Origin of the sequence: Allopseudospirillum japonicum (genome assembly GCF_900108915.1) — a bacterium.
In the GTDB taxonomy this organism is placed as follows: domain Bacteria; phylum Pseudomonadota; class Gammaproteobacteria; order Pseudomonadales; family Halomonadaceae; genus Pseudospirillum; species Pseudospirillum japonicum.
Map to the genome: position 1 here is coordinate 142,452 of NZ_FNYH01000002.1, position 21,047 is coordinate 163,498.

The following is a 21,047-nucleotide window of genomic DNA, read 5'->3' on the forward strand; positions in this document are numbered from 1 at the left end:
CTAGGCTCGCGTATCTAATAAATTTTGCATGTGTTTAGGGGCTTGTAATTGCGGTGGACACCCTTGACGACAACGCACAGGTGGTACTTCCAACCCTAACGCGGTGAGGCGCTGTTCTAATTCTTGTAAACGAGGCTGTACATAAGCAGCACCTTGTGTTTTTTCAAACCACATTTCTGTTTCTAGCTTTTGATCGTGATAATACACTTGTGTATGTAAAGCGCCTAAAGTGGGTAAATCAAAGCTTAAGGTCATACGCCAATATCTTTGGCGCACACGTTGTTCACTCCCTTGATGCCCTTCCTCATCGACAGCATCTTGCCAAGTTTCCATCATCAAACCAACGGTCTCTGTTTGCTGACGTATGATCACAGGGAGTTCCATTTGCACCACTTGCACACTCGGTCCGCGCTCAGCCACACTGGCTTGGGTTTGCTGTAAGGAGTTGACTTGCGTGCTTTGAATCCGTGCAATCCCAGCTTCTGTCCACTGTTGAATTTGCTGTAAAGCCTGTGTTTGAACACGGTTTAAAGCCTGTCCTTGCTGGGCTTGTTGTCCGGCCCATTGTTGTCCTTGTTGAAGTGCTTGTTTTAACTCAAGCAAACCGGCTTTTAAATCACCTGTTGGTGCTTGTTGACGTGCTAACTGAGCTTCCATAAAGCTGCCACTTTGCTGTACCCAAGTTTTGACTTCCTGAGCTTGCGGTGCACCGCCTTGACTGCCTGGAATACGGTTTAGCAGCTGACTGACCTGTGTGAGCGCCTGTTCAATTCTGGCAACTTGGGCCGGTAGTCCAGGTGCTTTCGTTGGTGTTGGCGCGGTTGGTGTGGGCATAACAGCCTGTGCATTCGGTGTCTTACCATTGGTGGTACTGCTTAGAGTATTGAGCGTGGGGGCCTTGCCTGTAGTGCTTGTGGGTATCTGAACTTGTGTACTGGCGATTGACGCCTTATTAGCTGGGGTTTGTGCTGTATTTGGCGTTGATCCTGAACTTGTTTGTGTTGCAGGCATTTGACTGCGAAAAGCTTGGAGCAAGTTTTGTTGTAATTGAGGTAGCTGCTGACGTACCTCTAACAAGGGTTTTTGCTGCGGTAAACTATTGCGTAAATGATAGCTCACCGCTTTTAAAGCTTCAGCGAGCGTTTTGGGTGCTTGCTGTGTACTTGTTGATATCGGCTGGGTTTGCACTTGGCCAGTTTGAGGCTGTGCCGTTTGTTGAATATTGGTGGTTGTTGGATCATTTTTAGTCTGGATTGGCTGAGCCGGTATGCTAGGGCCATTTTGAATCGGTGTTTTTGCTAAAGCTTCCCCCATTGGCTGGCCGGCTTGTGGGGAAGGTGTAGTTTGAGGTGGTGGCGTGGATCTTTGATTCGATGTGGATAATGGTACCTGTGTGCCAGGTGTTTGAACTCTGGGCTGACTTAATTGAATTTGTTGGGAGTTAGCTTGTTGAATTTGCAATTGTGTCCCCGCAGGGAGCGCCTTTGGCAAAGCTAAGGTGAGTTTTTGCCCATTGGCTAATTGGAATTCAGTCACCCAAGCTTTTGTCGTCGCAGTGGGTGTATTGATTGTGTTGGTTGCTTGCTGGGGTGTATGGGCTGTTGGGGTGTGATTTGGGGAACGACTGGGATGACCTTGGCTACTGACAGGCATTTGTGTGCCTGCTAAGTGCTGTGTGCTGCTTGTTTGGGTACCTGTAGGCTTAGCATTTTGAGTCGCTGCTTCTAGACTAGCACTTAAAGTACGCCCTAATGCATCTAACAGGGTGCGTGTCATTTGTGCTTGTAAGGCAGCTTGCAAAGGTGGTGAACTCGTACCTCCTGTTGCTGGGTTTAGCTGCCCGCTAACCTCCAAAACCTGCGCCTTACCGAGATGATCTGAGGCTGCACGCACACTTGTGACCTGTGCTAAGATACGCTCGCCAACATTGAGCCCAGTTTGCGTGCTAGAAACTTGTGCGCTGGCAAGGGGACGCTGAGAAGCGGCCTTGGTATTCATGTCAGATGGGGGCGCGCTCAAATGGATTAAAGACATAAGCGCCTCCTACGGCGATTTCAATCAAGATCAATCATCAATATCTGCAATGATTTGGACACTGGTGTCCTGTGATAAATCGAGTGCAGGGAGGTTTTGTGCCGAACACGCCCCTACTCAGCGTACGCCAATTAAGCTGTGAGCGCGAAGACCGTTTATTATTTACACACCTAGCTTTTGATCTACAAGCAGGTGATATTCTGCAAATTAAAGGCCCCAATGGTAGCGGAAAAACAAGCCTTTTGCGCATTTTGGCGGGTTTACTACCTTATGCCGAAGGTGAGCTGTATTGGCAAGGCGAAGCATTGCACCCTGGTGAACCGAGTTTTCTAAGTCAATTACTCTTTATCGGTCATGCACCTGGGATCAAAGCCGAATTAACCCCGATTGAAAATCTCCTTTGGTACCAAGATATGCATCAAGGTGCTGATCAACATGCTGTCATACAAGCATTAACACGTATCGGCCTAGGCCAGTTTTTAGATGTGCCTGCGTATTCTCTTTCTGCAGGCCAACAAAGGCGTATTGCTTTAGCACGTATTTACTTATCGGCACATACCTTGTGGATCTTAGATGAGCCTTTTACTGCCATTGATGTACAAGGGGTTGCGGATCTAGAGCAATGCATCCAAGCCCATGCTGCCCAAGGGGGAAGTGTGATTTTAACCAGCCATCATGCCTTAGATACTTTGGCAGGTCTTAAAGTGCTGACTTTGGGACAAGCGATGGAAGAGGTGCCCCATGCATAAGACTAACACAACCAGCTTGGCGCAAGCGGTGGGGGTTTGTATTCGGCGCGAATTTTTACTTTTGGTGCGTCGTCCAAGTGATTTATTGAATCCCTTATTGTTTTTTGCTTTGGTGAGCTTGTTGTTTCCTTTAGGGATCTCTCCCACAGAGGCCATTTTACAACCTGTCGCGTCCGGTGTGGTTTGGGTTGCTGCCTTGCTTGCTACCTTATTATCGCTTGATAGCTTATTTCGCCAAGATTTGCTTGATGGCTCTTTGGAACAACTTTTATTAACGCCACACCCTTTAAGTGTTTTGGTGATGGCCAAAGTAGGGGTGCATTGGCTGATGACCGCCATTCCCCTGATTTTAATGGCCCCTGTACTCGGGGCTATGCTGTATTTGCCCACGCAAGCGCAAGGTGTACTTATGTTGGCACTTTTGTTGGGCACCCCCGTATTGATTTTAGTCGGCGCGATTGGTGCGGCGCTTACAGTTAGCTTGCGTAAAACAGGGGTGCTACTAACTTTGATGGTTTTACCTTTATATATCCCTGTACTCATTTTTGGGACCAGTGCGGTCCATGCAGCAGCGCAAGATTTGCCTGCAGATGGTCAACTGGCCTTTCTCGGTGCGATTTTATCTCTGACTTTAGTGCTGGCCCCTTTGGGGATTTCTGCGGCATTAAAAGTCTCAGTGCGTCAATAAATGCGTATTTTCGGGGAACTTTAGTAAAAATCGCCGATGAGCGGAAATGGCTCGATAAATCGGGAACTAAAGCCGCAAAATACAAACAAAAGGAGCAGCTAATATAAAGGCATGCTCACTCAGGTGTACCCTCAAAAAGGGTGCGTAAAACTTGCTTGGATTGATAAGTACATGAAAGACACTCTATTGCGTTGGTTTCATAAATGGGGTTCACCAAAATGGTTTTATGACCTAAGTGGGCGCTGGATGCCGTGGTTAGCAGGTTTAAGCTTAATATGCCTGCTTGTGGGCAGTATTTGGGCACTGGCTTTTGCACCTATGGATTACCAACAAGGCAATAGTTTCCGCATTATTTACTTACATGTGCCTGCAGCTATCCTCGCGCAATCTGCCTATATGCTCTTAGCGATTTTAGGGGTGATTACCCTAGTGTGGCGGATGAAAATGACCGAAATCCTCGCAACAGCTTGCGCGCCTATTGGGGCTTCGATGACTTTTTTAGCCTTGGTAACCGGCTCCTTATGGGGCGTGCCCACGTGGGGAACTTGGTGGATTTGGGATGCTCGTTTGACCTCTATGCTAGTCCTGTTATTTCTTTACCTAGGAATTATGGCCTTGCAAGATGCCATTCGTGATCCGAGCAGTGCTGCACGCGCCAGTGCCATCTTAGCGATTGTGGGCGTGATTAATATCCCTATTATCAAATATTCAGTGGAATGGTGGTACACCCTACATCAGCCAGCGACTTTCAAACTCACGGAAAAGCCGGCAATGCCAATGGAAATGTGGTTGCCTTTATTGATGATGTTGATCGGTTTTTACGCCTTTTTCGCTTGGTCTTTATTATTGCGGGCGCGTCATCAAGTATTAATTCGCGAACAAAAAACCCGTTGGGTGACTCAATTACTGGATGCTAAGCCTGCGACCAAATCTGATCCTTCTGAATCTGCCAAGTCCTAATCCCGTAAGGAGTGTGCATGTATTTTGCTAGTTTTGCTGATTTTTTATCAATGCAGGGGCATGGGATCTATGTGTGGGCTTCCTATGCTTTAGGTCTTGTACTGATTCTTGCCAACCTTTTGGTGCCAATTTGGCGTACCCGTCGTTTACGCCAACGCTTGCAACGGCGTTTACAATCGACGGCTGCGCCCGCAAAGGAGCTAAATTCGTGAAACCTCAACGTAAGCAACGCCTGATTTGGATAGGCGCTTTAGTCATCGCGGTGGCCTTTGCCGCTGGGCTGACCTTATATGCGTTAAGAGCCAACATTAATTTGTTTTATACCCCAACACAGATTGCCGCAGGCGAGGCCCCTTTAGATCGTGAAATTCGCGCAGGTGGTATGGTCGTCGATGGAAGTGTAAAGCGTGCTGATGATCGTTTATATGTTGAATTTGCGGTGACGGATTACCAAGAAAATGTGGTGATTAGCTACGATAAAATTTTGCCAGACCTTTTTCGTGAAGGCCAAGGCATTGTCGCTATTGGGCGCCTGAATGAAGAAGGTAAATTAGTCGCTTCCCAAGTGCTGGCTAAGCATGATGAAAATTATATGCCGCCTGAGGTTGCCGATGCACTTGCAGCGGCAGAACAAGCCAAACAAGCGGCGACTGCCAATCCCTAATCCTGCCTAAATCGAGTTGCGTATGTGGATATCTATTTTACCAGAGCTTGGGCATTATGCGCTGATTCTGGCGCTCTGCTTTGCGCTTGTGCAATCAAGCTTGCCTTTGTGGGGCACTTATCGCCGTCAAGCGTTCTGGATGGCCTTTGCTCAGCCTATGGCGCTGGGACAGTTCTTTTTTCTGAGTGTGAGTTTATTGCTGCTGAGCCTGTCGTTTTTACTAGACGATTTTAGTGTCGCGTATATTGCGAATAATTCAAATAGTGCCTTACCTTGGTACTACAAAATTAGTGCTGTTTGGGGCAGTCATGAAGGCTCTTTGCTCTTGTGGTTATGGATTTTAGCCGCTTGGACCGCTGCAGTGGGTATCTTTTCCCGTGCATTGCCACGTGATTTGTTAGCCCAAGTATTGGCCGTCATGGGGTGGATTGCCGTAGGCTTTGGTTTGTTTGTTTTACTGACTTCCAATCCTTTTGCGCGTTTATTGCCTGATGCGCCTTTAGAAGGCGGAGATCTCAATCCTTTATTGCAAGATATTGGCTTAATTTTACATCCGCCTATGTTGTATATGGGGTATGTAGGCTTTTCTGTGGCCTTTGCCTTTGCGATCGCAGCCTTGTTAAACGGACGCTTAGATGCTGCCTGGGCACGTTGGTCACGACCTTGGACCAGTGCCGCTTGGGCTTTTTTAACTATCGGAATTGCTTTAGGTAGTTGGTGGGCTTATTACGAGCTAGGTTGGGGCGGTTGGTGGTTCTGGGACCCGGTCGAGAATGCTTCTTTGATGCCTTGGCTGGTGGGAACTGCGCTGATGCATTCGCTGGCGGTGACAGAAAAACGCGGCGTTTTTAAAAGCTGGACTGTTTTATTAGCTATTTTTGCTTTTTCGCTGAGTCTGCTGGGCACCTTCTTAGTCCGTTCAGGCGTACTGACTTCTGTACATGCTTTTGCATCGGATCCAGAGCGTGGTTACTTTATTTTAGTGTTTCTCGCCTTGGTGGTTGGTGGCTCCCTATTTTTATATGCATTAAAAGCCCCCGCAGTGAAAAGCCATGTCAGTTATAGCCTGCTCTCAAAAGAAATGTTGTTACTTGTTAATAATATTTTGCTGGTGGTGATTTGTGTCACCGTCCTCTTGGGCACGATTTACCCACTTATCTTAGATGCTTTAGGCTTGGGTAAAATCTCCGTGGGCCCACCGTACTTTAATGCCTTATTTGTACCTTTAACCAGCTTGCTTTGTATTGCTTTAGGGATAGGTCCACTGGTGAACTGGCGGACTATGGCACGTAAGCAACTGGTACAACGGATTTGGCTGGCAGGTGCGGTAGCCTTAGGCTTAGGAATGGCTTTACCTTGGGTCTATGGCGGTGAATGGAATCTATATGTTGCCCTTGGTGGCTTATTGGCTGTGTGGTTAGTGGGTACGCAGGTGCGTGATCTCCTTCATAAAACCCGTCATGCAAAACAAGGCCGCTTACAGGCGCTAAAAGGCTTGGGTTTGAGTTATTGGGGCATGCAACTGGGACACCTTGGTGTTGCTTTGTGTGTAGTCGGGGTCACCTTGGTCTCTAACTATAGTGCAGAAAAAGATGTGCGTATGGAAGTGGGGCAAAGTATCCAAGTTGGTGATTACTTTTTCCGCTTTGAGGGGATTCGCCAAGTGCAAGGCCCTAACTATACCTCAGATCAGGGTGTCTTATTGCGCGTGAGCGAAGATAACCAAGTGATAAGTACCTTATTGCCAGAAAAACGCCTGTATTTAGCGCGTCGTCAAGTGATGACAGAAGCTGCGATTGAATGGGGTTTGATGGAAGATATTTATGTCGCTATGGGTGAACCCTTACCAGATGGTGCTTGGGCGATTCGTATTCACTATAAACCTTTTGTGCGTTGGTTATGGATTGGTGGTTTGGTGATGGCCTTAGGTGGTTTATTGGCAGTTGCTGATAAACGCTATCGTCAAGCAAACCCTGTACAGGCTTAATCAGGAGGCAAAACCTATGAAACGTCTTTTGTTATTTTTGCCCTTAGCCATTTTTATCCTCATGGGTGCTTTTTTCCTGCGCGGTTTGGAATTAGATCCAAGCGCACGCGAGTCTGCCTTGATTGGCCAACCTTTACCAGATTTTCGTTTGCCAACCTTGGAAAATCCGCAACGTTATATCAGTAAGGCAGATTTACAAGGGCAGGTGGTATTGCTCAATGTTTGGGGGAGCTGGTGCCCCTCCTGTTACCAAGAACACCCCAGTTTATTAAAAGCTGCGCATGAATACCAAATCCCTGTGATTGGCTTGAATTATAAGGATGAGGAGGCAGCAGCTAAGGTGTATTTGCAAAAACAAGGTAATCCTTACGCTTTTAACCTGGTGGAACGTGAAGGTGAGCGTAAGCTGGCGTTTGATTTAGGCGTCTATGGTGCGCCGGAAACCTTTATTGTGGATGCACAAGGCGTAGTACGCTATCACTTGGCAGGGGTACTGACAGATGCCATTTTACAACAAGAAATCTTACCTAAGGTGCGCCAATGGCAAAATTGATATTGAGTTTATGGATCGCTTTGGGCGGCCTGTTGACCATCAATAGCTATGCAGCAATTGAGGTTTACCAATTCCAAGCACCTGCGGGAGAAAAACGCTTTCAGGTTTTGGCAGAAGAGCTACGTTGCCCGAAATGCCAAAATCAAAATATTGCTGGCTCGGACTCACCCATTGCCAAGGACATGCGCGAGGAGTTAGTTGCCTTATTAAATCAAGGGTATACAGATCAGCAAATTATTGATGCTATGGTGCAGCGCTTTGGTGATTATGTCACTTATACACCGCCTGTGCGTCCAAGTACTTGGCTGCTTTGGTATTTGCCTTTTGTACTCTTAGCTATTGGTGGCTTAGTCATTTTAGGTCTAGCGTATCAGCAAAAACGTAAACGCCAACAGGCGCTACCAATAGAAAGCGATGCTGAGCGCCAAGCACGTTTACAGCAACTTTTGCATTCAAAGGAACCTAACTCATGATTGCCTTGTGGATAGGCTTGGCTTGTCTTGCGGGGCTTGCCTTAGTGTTTTTAGCATGGCCACTGCGGACCTACTTAGTGTTAGAGCGGCGTTTGGCTGCTGAAGCCAGTGAAGATCAACGCGTGCAAGCCAATGTTGGCTTATTTAAAACTAAGTTAGCTCAACTTGATGCCGCATATGAAGGTGGTGATCTTGATGAAGAGAACTATCGCAGCCAACGCCGTGAATTAGAAAATAATTTACTTGATGATGCCGGTGAGCAAAAAACTCAGTTAGCGCCTGCGTTTAAGTTCAGCCAAGCACAGGTACGCTTGTTGGGAATCGCAGCAATTAGCTTGCTAGCGAGTGCCGCTTTGTATCAAAAATATGGTGCTGCTGAGCCTTTAAACGTTTATTTCGGGCGTCAGGCGGTCATTGAAGAAAGCGGTGGTGATTTCAATCAGTTAGTTGCTCGTTTAGAACAAGCGGTGCGTGACAATCCAGATCAAGCACAAGGCTGGTATTTATTGGCACGTAGCTATATGAGCTTACAGCGTTTTGAACAAGCAGCGCTTGCGTTGGAAGAGCTTATGCGTTTGGAAGGGCGCAAGCCAGGTATTCTGGCGCAACAGGCGCAAGCTTGGTATTTTGTCGATCAACGCCAATTGACGCCTAGAGTGCAAACCTTGATTGATGAAGCACTGGCACAAGATGTTCATCAGGCTGCGGCACGTGGCTTGTTAGGGATTCATGCGTTTGATCAAGGCCGTTATCAGTTAGCAATTGAACATTGGCAAAAAGCCTTGCTCAGTGTGCAAGATCAAGAAAATGAACAAGCGATTCGTGAAGGGATTGCAGAGGCACAAGCACGTTTGGGGATCCAAGCGCCAGCAGAACCTCAAACAGAAATGGCTAAAACCCCTGCAGTCAATGCACCTGAATTAACCGTCGCGGTTGAGATTGCAGCAGAGCTTAAAGCACAAACGCATCCAGAAGATACGGTTTTTGTGTTTGCACGTGCACTGGAAGGCCCGCCGATGCCACTGGCTGCGGTGAAGCTAACCGTTGCAGATTTGCCAACGCAAATTACTCTAGATAACAGCCAAGCGATGATGCCTGCACGCAATTTGTCCAGTGTACAAGAGGTTGTTTTAAGTGCGCGTGTGGCCAAAGGGGGCAGCCCGCAAGCCCAATCTGGTGATCTACAAGCAAGCTTTGGACCTGTAGCAGTGACACATAAGGAGCTAATTTCTCTTGAAATTAACCAAGTGGTGCCGTAAAAAGAACCCCCTTTGGTTAAAGATCCTTACGATGTCATGCGTCTAAAAAGTATGCGTTTGGTCGGCTTCAAATCTTTTGTGGAGCCGACCCTTATCCACTTCCCCACCAATATGACCGCAATTGTGGGTCCTAACGGTTGCGGCAAATCGAATGTCATTGATGCAGTGCGTTGGGTGATGGGCGAAAGTTCAGCACGTTTTTTGCGTGGTGAATCCATGACAGATGTGATTTTTAATGGTTCTGAGTCGCGCCCTCCTGCGGCTTTAGCAGGGATCGAACTTCACTTTGATAACCAAGAAGGCCGCTTGGGTGGTGCGTATGCAGCCTATGCAGAAATCAGTGTGAAGCGTCAGGTAACTCGAGAAGGCCAATCGCAATACTTTCTCAATGGTACCCGCTGCCGTCGGCGTGATATTACGGATTTATTTTTAGGAACCGGCTTAGGGCCACGCAGTTACGCCATTATTGAGCAAGGGATGATTGCGCGCTTGATAGAGGCGCGTCCGGAAGAATTGCGTGTTTATATTGAAGAAGCTGCTGGAGTTTCGCGCTACAAGGAGAGGCGTAAAGAAACAGCAACCCGTATGCAGCGTACCCAAGATAACCTATCGCGTTTGCAAGATATTGATCAGGAGTTGGGCAAGCAACTCGATAAGTTGGCAAAGCAAGCACAAGCGGCGCGTCAGTATCGAGAATTAAAATTACAAGAACATCAACTCAATACACAACTTTCGCATTTACGTTGGACGCTAGCACGTCAACAAATGCAGACTTTACAAAGCAAAACCCAGCAAACCAGCGAACAGTTTAATCAACTCACACGCCAACAGCATACGCAAGAAGGGCAGATTCAAGAGGTTTTGGCAAAGGAAACTCAGCTGAAACAAGTGCTAGAAGCGCAACAGGTACAGGTTTACCAGATTAAAACTGAGTTGACACGTTTACAAACAGCTTATGGCTATCAAGCGCAAAATGTGCAAGAAACTGCCGAGTTACTGGCTCAATATCAACAAGAAATACAAACGCTGACAGAAGAAAAAGTGCAAGCGCAGGCGTTAGCAGAGCAGTTAAACGATGAGCAAGAAGCGCTGCAAGAAGCCTTATTGTTAGTTGCAGAAAAATTAGAAATTGAACAAGAGCAAGCACAAGATTTAGAACTTGCGTATCAGACACAGGCGCAGACTGCGCGGCAAATAGAGCAAGCCTATCAAGCACAAGGGCAAACTGTGATCCAAGCCCAGCATCAAATCCAGTTGCTGGAAACGCAAGGCGAGTATTTGCAACAGTCACAGCAAAAACTGCACACTTATTTGGCAAAATCTGCGCAATTACAGCAAGAAGCCGAGACTCTAGCCAAGTTGCAAACACAGGGAGCAACACAGGCACAAACTTTGCAGATATTAGCAGCGCAACAAGAGCAAGCCGCGGGTGCCACGCAAACTGCTAAACAAACCTATCAAGCCAGTGTACAGGTATTAGAAAAAGCACAGCAGGCGTATCAACAGGTACAAGCGCACTTGCAAGCACTTGAGGCAGTACAGGCGCAAGCGCTCTCGATATCACAAGCACCTGCAGGGAGTCAGCCTTGGTTAACCTTGGTGAATATCGAAAAGCAAGGGCCCCTAGCTCACACCTTGTTGCAGCCTTGGGTAAAAGCGCACTGGTTGGCGCAAGCACCGCAAAATTTACAAGATCTAAAATCGCCTGCAACCTATATTTGGCCGCAGCAAGGCGAGCAAAATTTGCCCACTGGTTTACGTAAGATTTTTGCTTTGGGAGCGCAAAATAGCTGGCCCCAAGCTTGGTTAGCGCATTTGCAAGAGGTTGTTTGGGTACAGGATTTGCAAGAGGCTTGGACACAGCGTCAGGCTTGGTTACTGCAAGCAGATAGTTGCGCAAGCACACCAGCTAAGACTTGGATCACCGCAGATGGTATTCAGTTAGGGCTCAATTGGTGTCGCTATCCTGAAAGTGCGCAAGATGTGGAAATCCAAGTCTTAGAACGTCAGCAAACGATTCGAGAACTCAAAGAGCAAGTAAACCACCTACAACAAGAAGTGCAGGCTGCACAGCAAATGTGTACTTGTAAAGAGGCCATTTGGCTCGAATGTCAACAGCATCAGCAGCAAATCCAGGCGGATATAGCGACAAAGCGGGCGGAATATCAAACACACCAAGCGCAAATACAGGGTTTGCAAGCGCGTTTAGTTGACTGGCAGCAAGATCAGCAAGGGTGGCAACAAGAAATAGAACAAGTGCAAGCTGCACTGACACAGCAAACGCAGGCTTATCAAGTGGCACAAGCAGCTTATGAGCACAGCCAAATGCATTTAGAAACCTTGGCCAAACAGCAGCAAAAGCAACAGGAAGCGACTGAGCAAGCGCAACAAATTTGGCAAGCTTACCAACGAAGATTACAAGAAAGTCAGCATGAATATAAAAATCTGCAAACACAGGCACAAGCGCTCCATGTGAAAAGTCAAAATCTAGGGCATCAACAAATTCGTTTGGATGATCGCTTGCAAAGTTGTCAGCTTGAATGCGAGCGCTTGCAGCAAAAGGCAACCCAAGCACAGACACAAGCTCAAGGTTTGCCCGAATTGGCACAAGCTTTAGCCGCCTGTGAACAAGCCTTACAAGACGCACAGAAAACATGGCAAGAAGAACAAGAAGGCTTGCATCATGTACAAACACAGGGACAGGCTTTGCATGGTGAGTTGCAAAGGATGCAAACGGAAAAAGAAAGCCTACGTGATCAGTTACAACAAGAGCAACTTGAATTACAGGCAGCGCGTTTAGCTTGTGAACATGAAGCACACAAGCTGGCGGAGTTAAACCCAGAGCTAGAACTGGAAACCTTGCCATCAGTGGATTTGCAACAAGAGCCCGTATTGAAGCAGACATGGGCGCAAGTACAAAAACAATTAGCTAGTTTAGGTGCGGTTAATCTTGCGGCAATTGAGGAATATCAAGCGCAAGCAGAACGTAAGCTTTATTTGGAGCAACAAATCTCAGAACTTACAGAAGCTTTACAGACATTAGAGGCAGCAATTCAACGGATTGACAAAGAAACAAGACAGCGTTTCAAAATAACCTTTGATGCGTTAAACCAAGGGGTAGCTGAATTATTCCCGCAAATTTTTTCTGGTGGACGTGCCTATTTAGAATTAACCAGTGATAATTTATTGGAGACAGGCGTGCTGATTAAAGCGCAACCACCAGGTAAGAAAAATACCAGTATTCAATTATTATCAGGTGGAGAAAAGGCTTTAACAGCCATTGCTTTAATCTTTGCTATTTTTCAATTGAATCCAGCCCCTTTTTGTATGCTGGATGAAGTGGATGCCCCTTTAGATGATTTGAATGTGGCCCGTTATGCGGCTTTGGTAAAGCAAATGTCCGCAGAGATTCAATTTATTTATATCACGCATAATAAGCAGGCTATGGAAGCTGCTGACCAACTTTTGGGTGTGACTATGCAAGAAGCAGGTGTCTCACGTCCGGTGGCTGTGGATATTGATCAGGCGTTGGCAATCGCACAAGATTGATCCATTTTGACACGGAAAGCCTCTAAGACTTCACTGTGCATACATTTTTTTAAGCAGCAAAAGTGTTTAAAATACTTGAAGATTCACAGCACAGGGACGCCAATCGCTAGGCGTGGATGTTTTGTACTTGCGGGCTTTGTCCTGGCTTGTAAGTCTGCGCTACCCTGTTAAGCTTATCGGCTCTACACAGCAATGGGTGACCTTTATGGGTTTAAGAGAATGGCTAGTAGTATTAGGGCTACTAGTATTAGCGGCCATCGTATTAGACGGTGTGCGCCGTTTGCGCCGTCATAAGGCGCAAGAGCAAGCCGAAGAAGATGCCTACATAGATCCTGAAGAAATCGCACGCCAGCAACAAATTGCGCATGAGTTGCCACATGGTGGTGCGCGTCCTGGGCAAGGTCCGCGAGATTTCACTGAGCCACGGCTCTTTGATACACGGGCGCAAGGCACCTCTGAGCAGCAAGCCTATCCCAATGCTGATCCTTATCCTGCTGATGCAAGACAGTACGCGCATCATCCGCAACAGGCACATGTGCAGCAGCAGCCTAGATACTATGAAAGGCACGATCAAGAGGTCGCTCATCCTGACGACGCCTCAGAATATGCACGTGTACAAGCTTATGAAAGAGCACGTTATACACAAGCCTATGAGCCTGAATATGACGAGTATGAGCATCCAGAATATGATGCCCAATATGGACAGGCACAAGCGCCAAGACATCCCCACTATGCTGAACCGGACACCTTCGATTATAGTGAAACATCGCTTTATGATAATGAGGTAAGTCAAGAAGAATGGCAAAGGTTACAATATCAGCAGGCTTGGCAGGAGGAAGCTTGGCAAGAACCTGAACCGCCAATGCCTGTACCTCGTTCTCAACAAGAAGAAGGTTTTGAACGCAAGGTGGTAAAAAATGCCCAAGAAATTCTTACGATTAATGTGCTGGCACCTGAAGATGAAGAAGGTATAGGTTTTGCTTGGGATGAGGTATTGCGTATTGTGATTGCCTGTGGTTTTCGTTATAGCGATATGGATATTTTTCATCGTTATGAGGAAGATGAGGCAGGTAAAAGTTATTTGCAATTATCTATGGCTAATATGTTTCAGCCGGGGACTTTTGATTTAGACGATTTACATCAAGGCTATGTCTCAGGGTTGACTTTTTTTGTGATTTTGCCAGGTCCTAAACGTCCTATGGAAGCTTTGAATATTATGTATGAAACGGCACATTGTATTGTGCGTAATTTAGGCGGAGAACTCAAAGATGAGCAACGTAGTGTATTAACACAGCAAACGCTAGAGCACTACCGGCAGCGTGTACAAGAGTTCGAACGTCGTAACCACTTGCCGCCTGATGCACATCGTAAAGCTTTATAAGTTTCTGCTGGCAACTTGGTAAGTTCTTTAAAAATAAAGAGCTTACCAAATAAATATCTGATCAATAAAGAGATCCCTCCTGTGAATTGCCCGCCTGATATTCAACAAGATGCTAATCAACTAAAAAAACAACTCGAACATTATAATTATCACTATTATGTTTTAGATCACCCTTTAGTGACAGATGCTGAGTACGATGCATTATTTAGAGAGTTACAAGCATTAGAAAAAAAATATCCAGCACTGCAAGATATTAATTCCCCAACCCAAAGAGTTGGAGCGCCACCGATAGGTCATTTTGTCAGTAGGCCTCATAAAATTCCTATGCTGTCATTAGGTAATGCGCTGGATACACAAGAAGTGAGCGAGTTTTGGCAGCGTTTGCAGCGTCAATTAAAATTCGATGAGGCACAAATGGCTACTTTAGCATTTTGTTGCGAGCCTAAACTCGATGGATTAGCAGTCAGCCTGCATTATCAACAGGGCCAATTCATATACGGGCTGACCCGTGGGGATGGTATCCAAGGTGAGGATATTAGCCATAATTTACGCACCTTAGCGAGTGTGCCTTTACGTTTATATGGGGAGACTTGGCCGCCTTATTTGGAGGTGCGTGGTGAAGTGTATATGCCTCATCAGGGATTTGCCGAACTGAATCAGAAAATGCAGCAACAAGGACATAAGGGGTTTGCCAATCCAAGAAACGCCGCTGCAGGGAGTTTACGTCAGCTAGATTCACAGATCACCCGCCAACGCCCGTTAGTATTTAGTGCTTATCAGGTAGTACAAGGGTGCGAAAATTATCTCACTCATAGTGAGCAAATGAAGGCATTGCAAGCATGGGGGTTTAAGCCTCAAGCGCTGCGTCAAGTGGTTAGGGGTTTAGAGAATATTCTTGTTTATTGTCAGCAGATAGGCGCACAAAGAGCACAGCTTGATTATGATATTGATGGTGTCGTGATTAAGCTCGATGAGCTAATGCACCAAAAACATCTAGGTTATCGTGCGCGTGAACCTCGTTGGGCTGTGGCTTATAAATTTCCTGCGCAAGAAGTGGTAACCCAAGTGGAGGCGGTTGATTTCCAAGTGGGGCGTACCGGAGCTTTAACCCCTGTTGCTCGAGTGAAACCTGTACAAGTGGCAGGTGTGCAGGTGACGAATGTGACCTTGCATAACATGGATGAAATCCAACGCTTAGGCTTGGGCATTGGGGATTTTGTGTGGATTCGCCGTGCGGGAGATGTGATTCCACAAGTGGTAAAAGTGCTACAAGAAAAGCGCCCGCTAAGTTGGCAGCCAATTAAGTTGCCTGAGCATTGCCCTATTTGTGATGCCAAGGTAGAAGCTATACCAGGTGAGGTGGTTGCACGTTGTTCTGGTGGTTTATTTTGTAGTGCACAGCGCAAAGAAACGATTAAGCATTTTGCCAGCAAAGGTGCGCTTAATATTGAAGGTTTAGGTGATAAATTAATTAGTCAATTAGTTGATTTGCAGTTAGTGCATTCACCGGCTGATTTATACCAACTTAATTTGGAACAGTTAGCTGCTTTACCCCGTATGGGATCTAAATCAGCACAAAAAATATTAGATGCACTAGAAACAAGTAAACAAACGAGTTTAGCCACTTTTATTTATGCACTTGGTATTCGTGAAGTGGGCCAAGTCACCGCCAAGTTATTAGCAGAATATTTTGTAGATTTATCGCAATTACAAAATGCAAGTCTTGATGAGTTGCAAAAAATTGAACAAATTGGCCCTATTGTCGCCCAGCATATTCGTACCTTTTTTCAGCAAGCACATAATCAAGAAGTTGTTGCGGATTTATGTCGTGCTGGGATGCATTGGCCTGATCCAACACCGCCAACAGATACCAGCAACTTGCCCTTGTCTGAGCAAACTTGGGTGATGACAGGTAAATTCTCCTTTGGCTCGCGTGAGGAGATTAAACAACAGTTAGAGGCTTTAGGGGCTAAAGTTGCGTCTAGTCTATCGAAAAATACGCACGTTTTATTAGCGGGGGAAGCGGCGGGTAGTAAACTCACCAAAGCGCAGGCCTTAGGTATAGAAATCTGGGATGAGGCTAGATTGAGAGACTTGTTAACAGGTTTTCATTGAGGCAATATCCAGTCTCTTTATAGGTTGAGACTGGATTGGGTCAAAAAGCAAGTTTATTGATCAAAACGCGCTAGGCTAAGCTCGATTGGTGTTGTAGCAGCTAGGTTATCGGATACTGGGCAACGGCTTTCTACTTTGTGTAAAAAAGCGAGCTTTTCTTCATCTGTGAGGTCTGCATCGACATCAACCTCGATGCAAATACTTTGAAAACCTGCACGATCTTCTGTATTACGTCCCAAAAGCACCATCACATCCAAATCACCGCTAATACGCATGTGCATGTCGCGTAAAGTGATTTTTTCTTGCATAGCGACCAAGCGCCCGATAGTACCTATACAACCTGCAAGGGCAGCAAACATCATTTGTAAGGGTGTTGGGCCTTGGTCGTCACCGCCAGCTGCCTTGGGCTGATCAATAATCAGTTCGTGTTCATCTGCTTGTACAAGAACTTGTTGGTTGCTACCAAGTCTTGCTTGGATTTGGGTGCTTTTTAGCTTGCTACTCATGTTGTTTTTTATCCTATGGTCATCAGCCAGTAAACCTAAAAAGGTCAGCTTTTTAGGTGTAAAGGCTTAGTTTACCCAAAATTCGCTTTATTAGAAAAGATTTATGTTGCGAATGCGTTAAAACGGGTTAAACATGAGCGTTAACACTAAAAGCGCGCCTAAAAACAATAAGATGTCTAACACCCAACGGCTAACAGAGCGTTTCTTTTTGGGGGCAGCTTGGCCTTTACTCGTATGCTCCTTACCCTGTGCAGAAGCCCCAGAACGTTTTGCTCCACCAGGTTTTGCAGCGCGCCGCGCTGAAGATGAAGCACTTTTTTGTGGCTTCATTTGTTTACGGCGCTCGGCTTCCTCGTGGTCGCGTTTACGTTTTAGGGCCTCCTCTTTAAGCTTGGCCATATCAACCATGATGCTTCTCCGATCAAGGCAGATCGTTCAACGAAATGCTGTGTCCTAACAAGAAATGTATTCAAGTGTAACTGTAATGGCCCCTAAGCTTACCTAAAGCTTTAGGGGAAACCTACTCTTTTATGCGGTACAGGACACACTAGGCCTTTTTAATACGGTAGCAAGGTGAATACTGGCTACCTGGTAGCTTCATACGTTGGGCTTTTACAAAGCTTTCTAGCAGCTGGTCTAAAGGTGTGAGTATGTCCTCACTACCGCAAATTTCAAAAGGTCCCTGATGCTCAATCGCACGGATACCTTGTTCTTTCACATTGCCGGTGACAATGCCAGAAAATGCACGGCGTAAATCCGCCGCTAATAGATGTTTGGGGCGTGTTTGCTGCAATGCAAGACGTGCCATATTAGCATGGGTTGCTTCAAAGGGTTGTTGGAATAAAGGATCAATTTTTAGGCGCCAGTTAAAATAGAACGCATCTTTATGTTGGCGGCGAAATTCAGTGACTTCATCAATACCTTGGCGCATCGCACGTGCTACTTCCTCTGGATCTTGAATAATAATGCGGTAGCGCTGGCAAGCTTCATCCCCAAGGCAAGTACGTAAAAAAGTATCGATTTGCTGAAAGTAATCTGCGCTGGCTGCAGGGCCGGTAAAAATCACTGGGAAAGGTAAATCTTGATTGGCTGGGTGGAGCAAAATACCTAACAGGTAAAGAATTTCTTCCGCAGTGCCTACACCACCTGGGAAAACAAGAATCCCATGCCCAAGGCGCACAAAGGCTTCTAAGCGTTTTTCAATATCTGGCATGATGACCAGCTCATTGACAATAGGGTTGGGGGATTCAGCAGCGATAATTCCAGGCTCTGAAATCCCCAAATAGCGTGCAGGAGTAAACCTTTGCTTGGCGTGGGCAACATTGGCGCCTTTCATGGGGCCTTTCATCGCACCTGGGCCGCATCCAGTGCAAATATTGAGGCCGCGTAAGCCTAAATGATAGCCAACATCCTTGGTATATTCGTATTCCAAACGTGAAATCGAATGGCCACCCCAGCAAACGACCATATTGGGTAAGGTGTTGGGTTGGAGAACACCTGCATTGCGTAAAATATGGAAAACTGAATTTGTAATGCCTTCAGAATCTTGCAGGTTAAAACGCGGAGCACGAATCTCATTGTGGGTGTAGACAATATCACGTAGCACAGCAAATAAATGCTCACGAATGCCGCGAATCATTTTGCCATCAACAAAGGCTTGTGCAGGCGCATTTTTTAAGGCAAGACGGATGCCTTTGTCTTGGTGCTTGACCTCAATATGAAACTTTTGATGTGCTTCTAAAATAGCGCGGCTATCGTCTGTGTGGCTGCCACAGTTAAGCACAGCCAGAGCACAGCTGCGCCAAATCTCGTATAAGCCAGAAGCAGAAGTATCTTTTAGTGCATTGACTTCTTGTTGTGATAAAACTTCTAAGCTGCCCTCAGGCGAGACTTCAGTATCATAAGTGAGCGGGGTCTTTTGTGGTTTTGATGGCGTCATTAGAAAAAGCTCATAAAATCAAATAGAAAAATTAGCGGATATGGGTACAGGCAAGCTGCCACAGTGCCAAAATCTGTTGACGATCTGTTGACGTCAAAGCATCACTTTGCATATTAGCTTGTAAAACTTGCGTGCAGTCTTGGATGAAATCGCCGCTGGCTTTTTCCAAGCCCTGGATTAGAGCACTTTGTGCCTGCGCCCATTCGCACACCAAATCAATTTGTGGGATCAAATAACCTAGAGCAAATAGTTCATCTTCTTGTGCTTGGGTTTCATAGGTCAGAAGGTAAGCTAATGCTTGCTGTGCGCAAAGGTGCCAAGGGTTGCTGGAAAGATCACTTGCCATAAATATACTCTAATGATGTCATCAATAATCAACAGGTTTTAGTGTACGCCATCTTGCTGCAATGCGGCACCCTATCAACGAGGCTTTCTGATGAGGCAAGCTGCAAAAGTATAGGGAGAATCTTGAGTTGTTGACACTTGTGCAGCGCACTTAGACTAAAGTTTAGTGCCTGCAATCTTAGAGTGAAATGACTGTAAAGTCATGCACCAAGGTGCTGAATTCTTAGCTTAAGTTCAAATAGTGACTACTAAGTCACTGAAATTCAAGTGATAAAAGATTGGTTTCTTTAACCAATGTCTAATTTCTTGCACTCTCCCCTAAGGGTAAAACACCCTTGCCCCTTTAAGGGTCACCGGCAGTACTGTGACAACAATCATTATATTCAGCTTAACCGGTGTCATAGCTTCATCCGACAACAACAAAAGTACTGTAAAATTCTAAAGGTATTAGTGTGCTAATTAAACGTAATTACGGAGAAGAACATCCGTATTGGCCTGCAGGCCCTTTCAAAATCCGTCTGCCTTTTATCCACTATCGTTGGGAAGCTGCAGAGACGATCCAAGCTTTAGTGATGTTCGTTGTCGCTATGGCGATGATTCCCTTGCTACAAAAGTATTTGGGATTACCCTATGACGTGGCACTGGCCTTTGTTGTTGTGTGCGGCGTTGGTTTTATGTTGCCTAACTTGCTCGGTGTCCCTTTCGTACCTGGCTGGATTACACCAGCGATTCCTGTTGTTTTGCTATTTATTGGCCAGTTTGAGCCAGGCCCAGAGGCGATCAAAGCCCTAGTTGCTTTGCAGTTAGTGGTGACCTTTATCTTCCTATTTATGGCAATCACGCGCCTAGGTAGTAAGTTGGTTAACATCATTCCTAGCTCTATTAAAGCAGGTATCTTGCTAGGTGCAGGGATTGCCGCTATTACAGGGGAAATCACTGAAGGTGGCCGCCTGTATAACACGCCAATTTCTTTAGGTTTAGGTGGTTTAATTACCGCTTATGTGCTTTTCTCACTGTCTTTCCGTGATTGGGTAGAAAAACATCGTTGGGCGAAAATCATTGCTGGTTATGGCATGGTACCTGGTATGCTTGTAGCGATGGCGATTGGTTGGGTTGTCGCTGAATATCCATTGCCTAGCGTAGAGTGGGGCGTAGCGATTCCTGATTTTGCCAGCATTTGGAACTATCTGCCTTTCTCGATTGGTTTGCCTGGCATAGATTTGTTGATGGCGGCGATTCCTACAGCTTTGATTGCTTACATTATTGCTTTTGGTGATATTATTGTTGGCCAGAGCTTGCTTGACCGTGTTGACCACTTGCGTCCAGATGAAAAAATTGAAGTGGATGTGGACCGTGTTCACCTAGTGACAGGGATCCGTAACCTAATACACTCCTTCTTTGCACCTTACCCAGGTCTTGCAGGTCCTTTGTTTACTGGCGTTATGGCGACCATTGCAGAGCGTTACCGTTATGGCCGCAGCGCTATGGATACTATCTATTCAGGCGCAGGTGTTTTCTGGATCGTTGGTTTTATCGCTCTGTTCCTCTTACCTTTGATCACTCTCTTTAAGCCTGTACTTCCTATTGCCCTGTCAATTACCTTGATCATCACAGGTTACCTGTGTATCAGCGTGGGTGTAGAGCAAATCGATAATGCAACTTCTATGGGGGTTGCAGGTTGTATGGGTGTAGTCCTTGCAGTGCACGGTGCTGCATGGGGTCTGGGTGTTGGTGTAGTGCTTTATTTGTTGCTAGAGTTGCGTGGTAAATCACATGCAAACGATAAGCCAGATGAGCCCATTCATGTTGAGGAAAACGCCGTAGTCGATAAAGACTAAGTCGCCC

General features: G+C 46.2%; 18 protein-coding genes. 13 read left to right on the forward strand and 5 right to left on the reverse strand.

The genetic code is table 11. From position 1 onward, the window contains the following. Complete coding sequence (gene fliK, locus BMX05_RS02990; RefSeq protein WP_093308480.1) at positions 1–2,034, reverse strand: flagellar hook-length control protein FliK; 2,034 nt, start codon at positions 2,032–2,034, stop codon at positions 1–3. 98 nt (positions 2,035–2,132) lie between these two features. Here fliK and ccmA point away from each other — a divergent pair, with 98 nt between their 5' ends. The 12 genes from ccmA to ligA all read left to right on the forward strand — a co-directional run bounded on the left by ccmA (position 2,133) and on the right by ligA (position 16,412). Next, complete coding sequence (gene ccmA, locus BMX05_RS02995; RefSeq protein ID WP_093308481.1) at positions 2,133–2,783, forward strand: cytochrome c biogenesis heme-transporting ATPase CcmA; 651 nt, start codon at positions 2,133–2,135, stop codon at positions 2,781–2,783. Beyond that, the gene (gene ccmB / locus BMX05_RS03000) at positions 2,776–3,471 is read left to right on the forward strand and encodes a heme exporter protein CcmB (protein ID WP_093308482.1); all 696 of its coding nucleotides are present in this window, start codon (positions 2,776–2,778) and stop codon (positions 3,469–3,471) included. The genes ccmA and ccmB overlap by 8 nt, the downstream gene beginning before the upstream one ends. Positions 3,472–3,642: 171 nt before the next feature. Beyond that, the gene (locus BMX05_RS03005; RefSeq protein WP_093308656.1) at positions 3,643–4,431 is read left to right on the forward strand and encodes a heme ABC transporter permease; all 789 of its coding nucleotides are present in this window, start codon (positions 3,643–3,645) and stop codon (positions 4,429–4,431) included. Positions 4,432–4,448: 17 nt separating this feature from the next. Further along, positions 4,449–4,643 carry a heme exporter protein CcmD gene (gene ccmD, locus BMX05_RS03010; RefSeq protein WP_093308483.1) on the forward strand — a complete coding sequence of 65 codons (195 nt, stop codon included), beginning with the start codon at positions 4,449–4,451 and terminating at the stop codon, positions 4,641–4,643. After that, entirely contained in the window at positions 4,640–5,095 is a 456-nt protein-coding gene (gene ccmE, locus BMX05_RS03015; RefSeq protein ID WP_093308484.1) for a cytochrome c maturation protein CcmE, read from the forward strand. Before ccmD ends, ccmE begins: the two co-directional genes overlap by 4 nt. A gap of 22 nt (positions 5,096–5,117) precedes the next feature. After that, positions 5,118–7,082: a heme lyase CcmF/NrfE family subunit gene (locus BMX05_RS03020; RefSeq protein ID WP_093308485.1), complete on the forward strand. Its 1,965-nt coding sequence runs from the start codon at positions 5,118–5,120 to the stop codon at positions 7,080–7,082. 16 nt (positions 7,083–7,098) lie between these two features. Continuing rightward, on the forward strand, positions 7,099–7,635 hold the full coding sequence (locus BMX05_RS03025) for a DsbE family thiol:disulfide interchange protein (RefSeq protein WP_093308486.1): 537 nt from the start codon (positions 7,099–7,101) through the stop codon (positions 7,633–7,635). Then, positions 7,623–8,108 (forward strand): cytochrome c-type biogenesis protein, encoded by a 486-nt coding sequence (locus BMX05_RS03030; protein ID WP_093308487.1) that lies wholly within the window; start codon positions 7,623–7,625, stop codon positions 8,106–8,108. Before BMX05_RS03025 ends, BMX05_RS03030 begins: the two co-directional genes overlap by 13 nt. Continuing rightward, entirely contained in the window at positions 8,105–9,367 is a 1,263-nt protein-coding gene (gene ccmI, locus BMX05_RS03035; protein ID WP_093308488.1) for a c-type cytochrome biogenesis protein CcmI, read from the forward strand. The genes BMX05_RS03030 and ccmI overlap by 4 nt, the downstream gene beginning before the upstream one ends. A 36-nt stretch (positions 9,368–9,403) precedes the next feature. After that, positions 9,404–12,916, forward strand: a complete 3,513-nt coding sequence (locus BMX05_RS03040) for an AAA family ATPase (protein WP_395854920.1) — start codon at positions 9,404–9,406, stop codon at positions 12,914–12,916. A 205-nt stretch (positions 12,917–13,121) separates the two neighbouring features. Next, positions 13,122–14,297, forward strand: coding sequence for a cell division protein ZipA (zipA, locus tag BMX05_RS03045; protein WP_143051933.1), 1,176 nt, complete (start codon positions 13,122–13,124; stop codon positions 14,295–14,297). Between the two features lie 81 nt (positions 14,298–14,378). Beyond that, the gene (gene ligA / locus BMX05_RS03050) at positions 14,379–16,412 is read left to right on the forward strand and encodes an NAD-dependent DNA ligase LigA (protein ID WP_093308491.1); all 2,034 of its coding nucleotides are present in this window, start codon (positions 14,379–14,381) and stop codon (positions 16,410–16,412) included. Positions 16,413–16,465: 53 nt separating this feature from the next. Here the strand turns inward: ligA and BMX05_RS03055 are convergent, their stop codons facing one another. The 4 genes from BMX05_RS03055 to BMX05_RS03070 all read right to left on the reverse strand — a co-directional run bounded on the left by BMX05_RS03055 (position 16,466) and on the right by BMX05_RS03070 (position 19,203). After that, positions 16,466–16,918 (reverse strand): OsmC family protein, encoded by a 453-nt coding sequence (locus BMX05_RS03055; protein ID WP_093308492.1) that lies wholly within the window; start codon positions 16,916–16,918, stop codon positions 16,466–16,468. A 117-nt stretch (positions 16,919–17,035) separates the two neighbouring features. Then, a complete protein-coding gene (locus BMX05_RS03060) occupies positions 17,036–17,317 on the reverse strand; it encodes a hypothetical protein (protein ID WP_143051934.1) in 282 nt (93 codons plus the stop codon). Positions 17,318–17,465: 148 nt separating this feature from the next. Next, complete coding sequence (gene ppnN / locus BMX05_RS03065; protein WP_093308494.1) at positions 17,466–18,857, reverse strand: nucleotide 5'-monophosphate nucleosidase PpnN; 1,392 nt, start codon at positions 18,855–18,857, stop codon at positions 17,466–17,468. Positions 18,858–18,888: 31 nt separating this feature from the next. Next, on the reverse strand, positions 18,889–19,203 hold the full coding sequence (locus tag BMX05_RS03070; protein WP_093308495.1) for a YfcL family protein: 315 nt from the start codon (positions 19,201–19,203) through the stop codon (positions 18,889–18,891). A 451-nt stretch (positions 19,204–19,654) separates the two neighbouring features. Here BMX05_RS03070 and BMX05_RS03075 point away from each other — a divergent pair, with 451 nt between their 5' ends. Then, positions 19,655–21,040, forward strand: coding sequence for a solute carrier family 23 protein (locus tag BMX05_RS03075; RefSeq protein ID WP_093308496.1), 1,386 nt, complete (start codon positions 19,655–19,657; stop codon positions 21,038–21,040). The last annotated feature ends 7 nt before the right edge of the window (positions 21,041–21,047 follow it).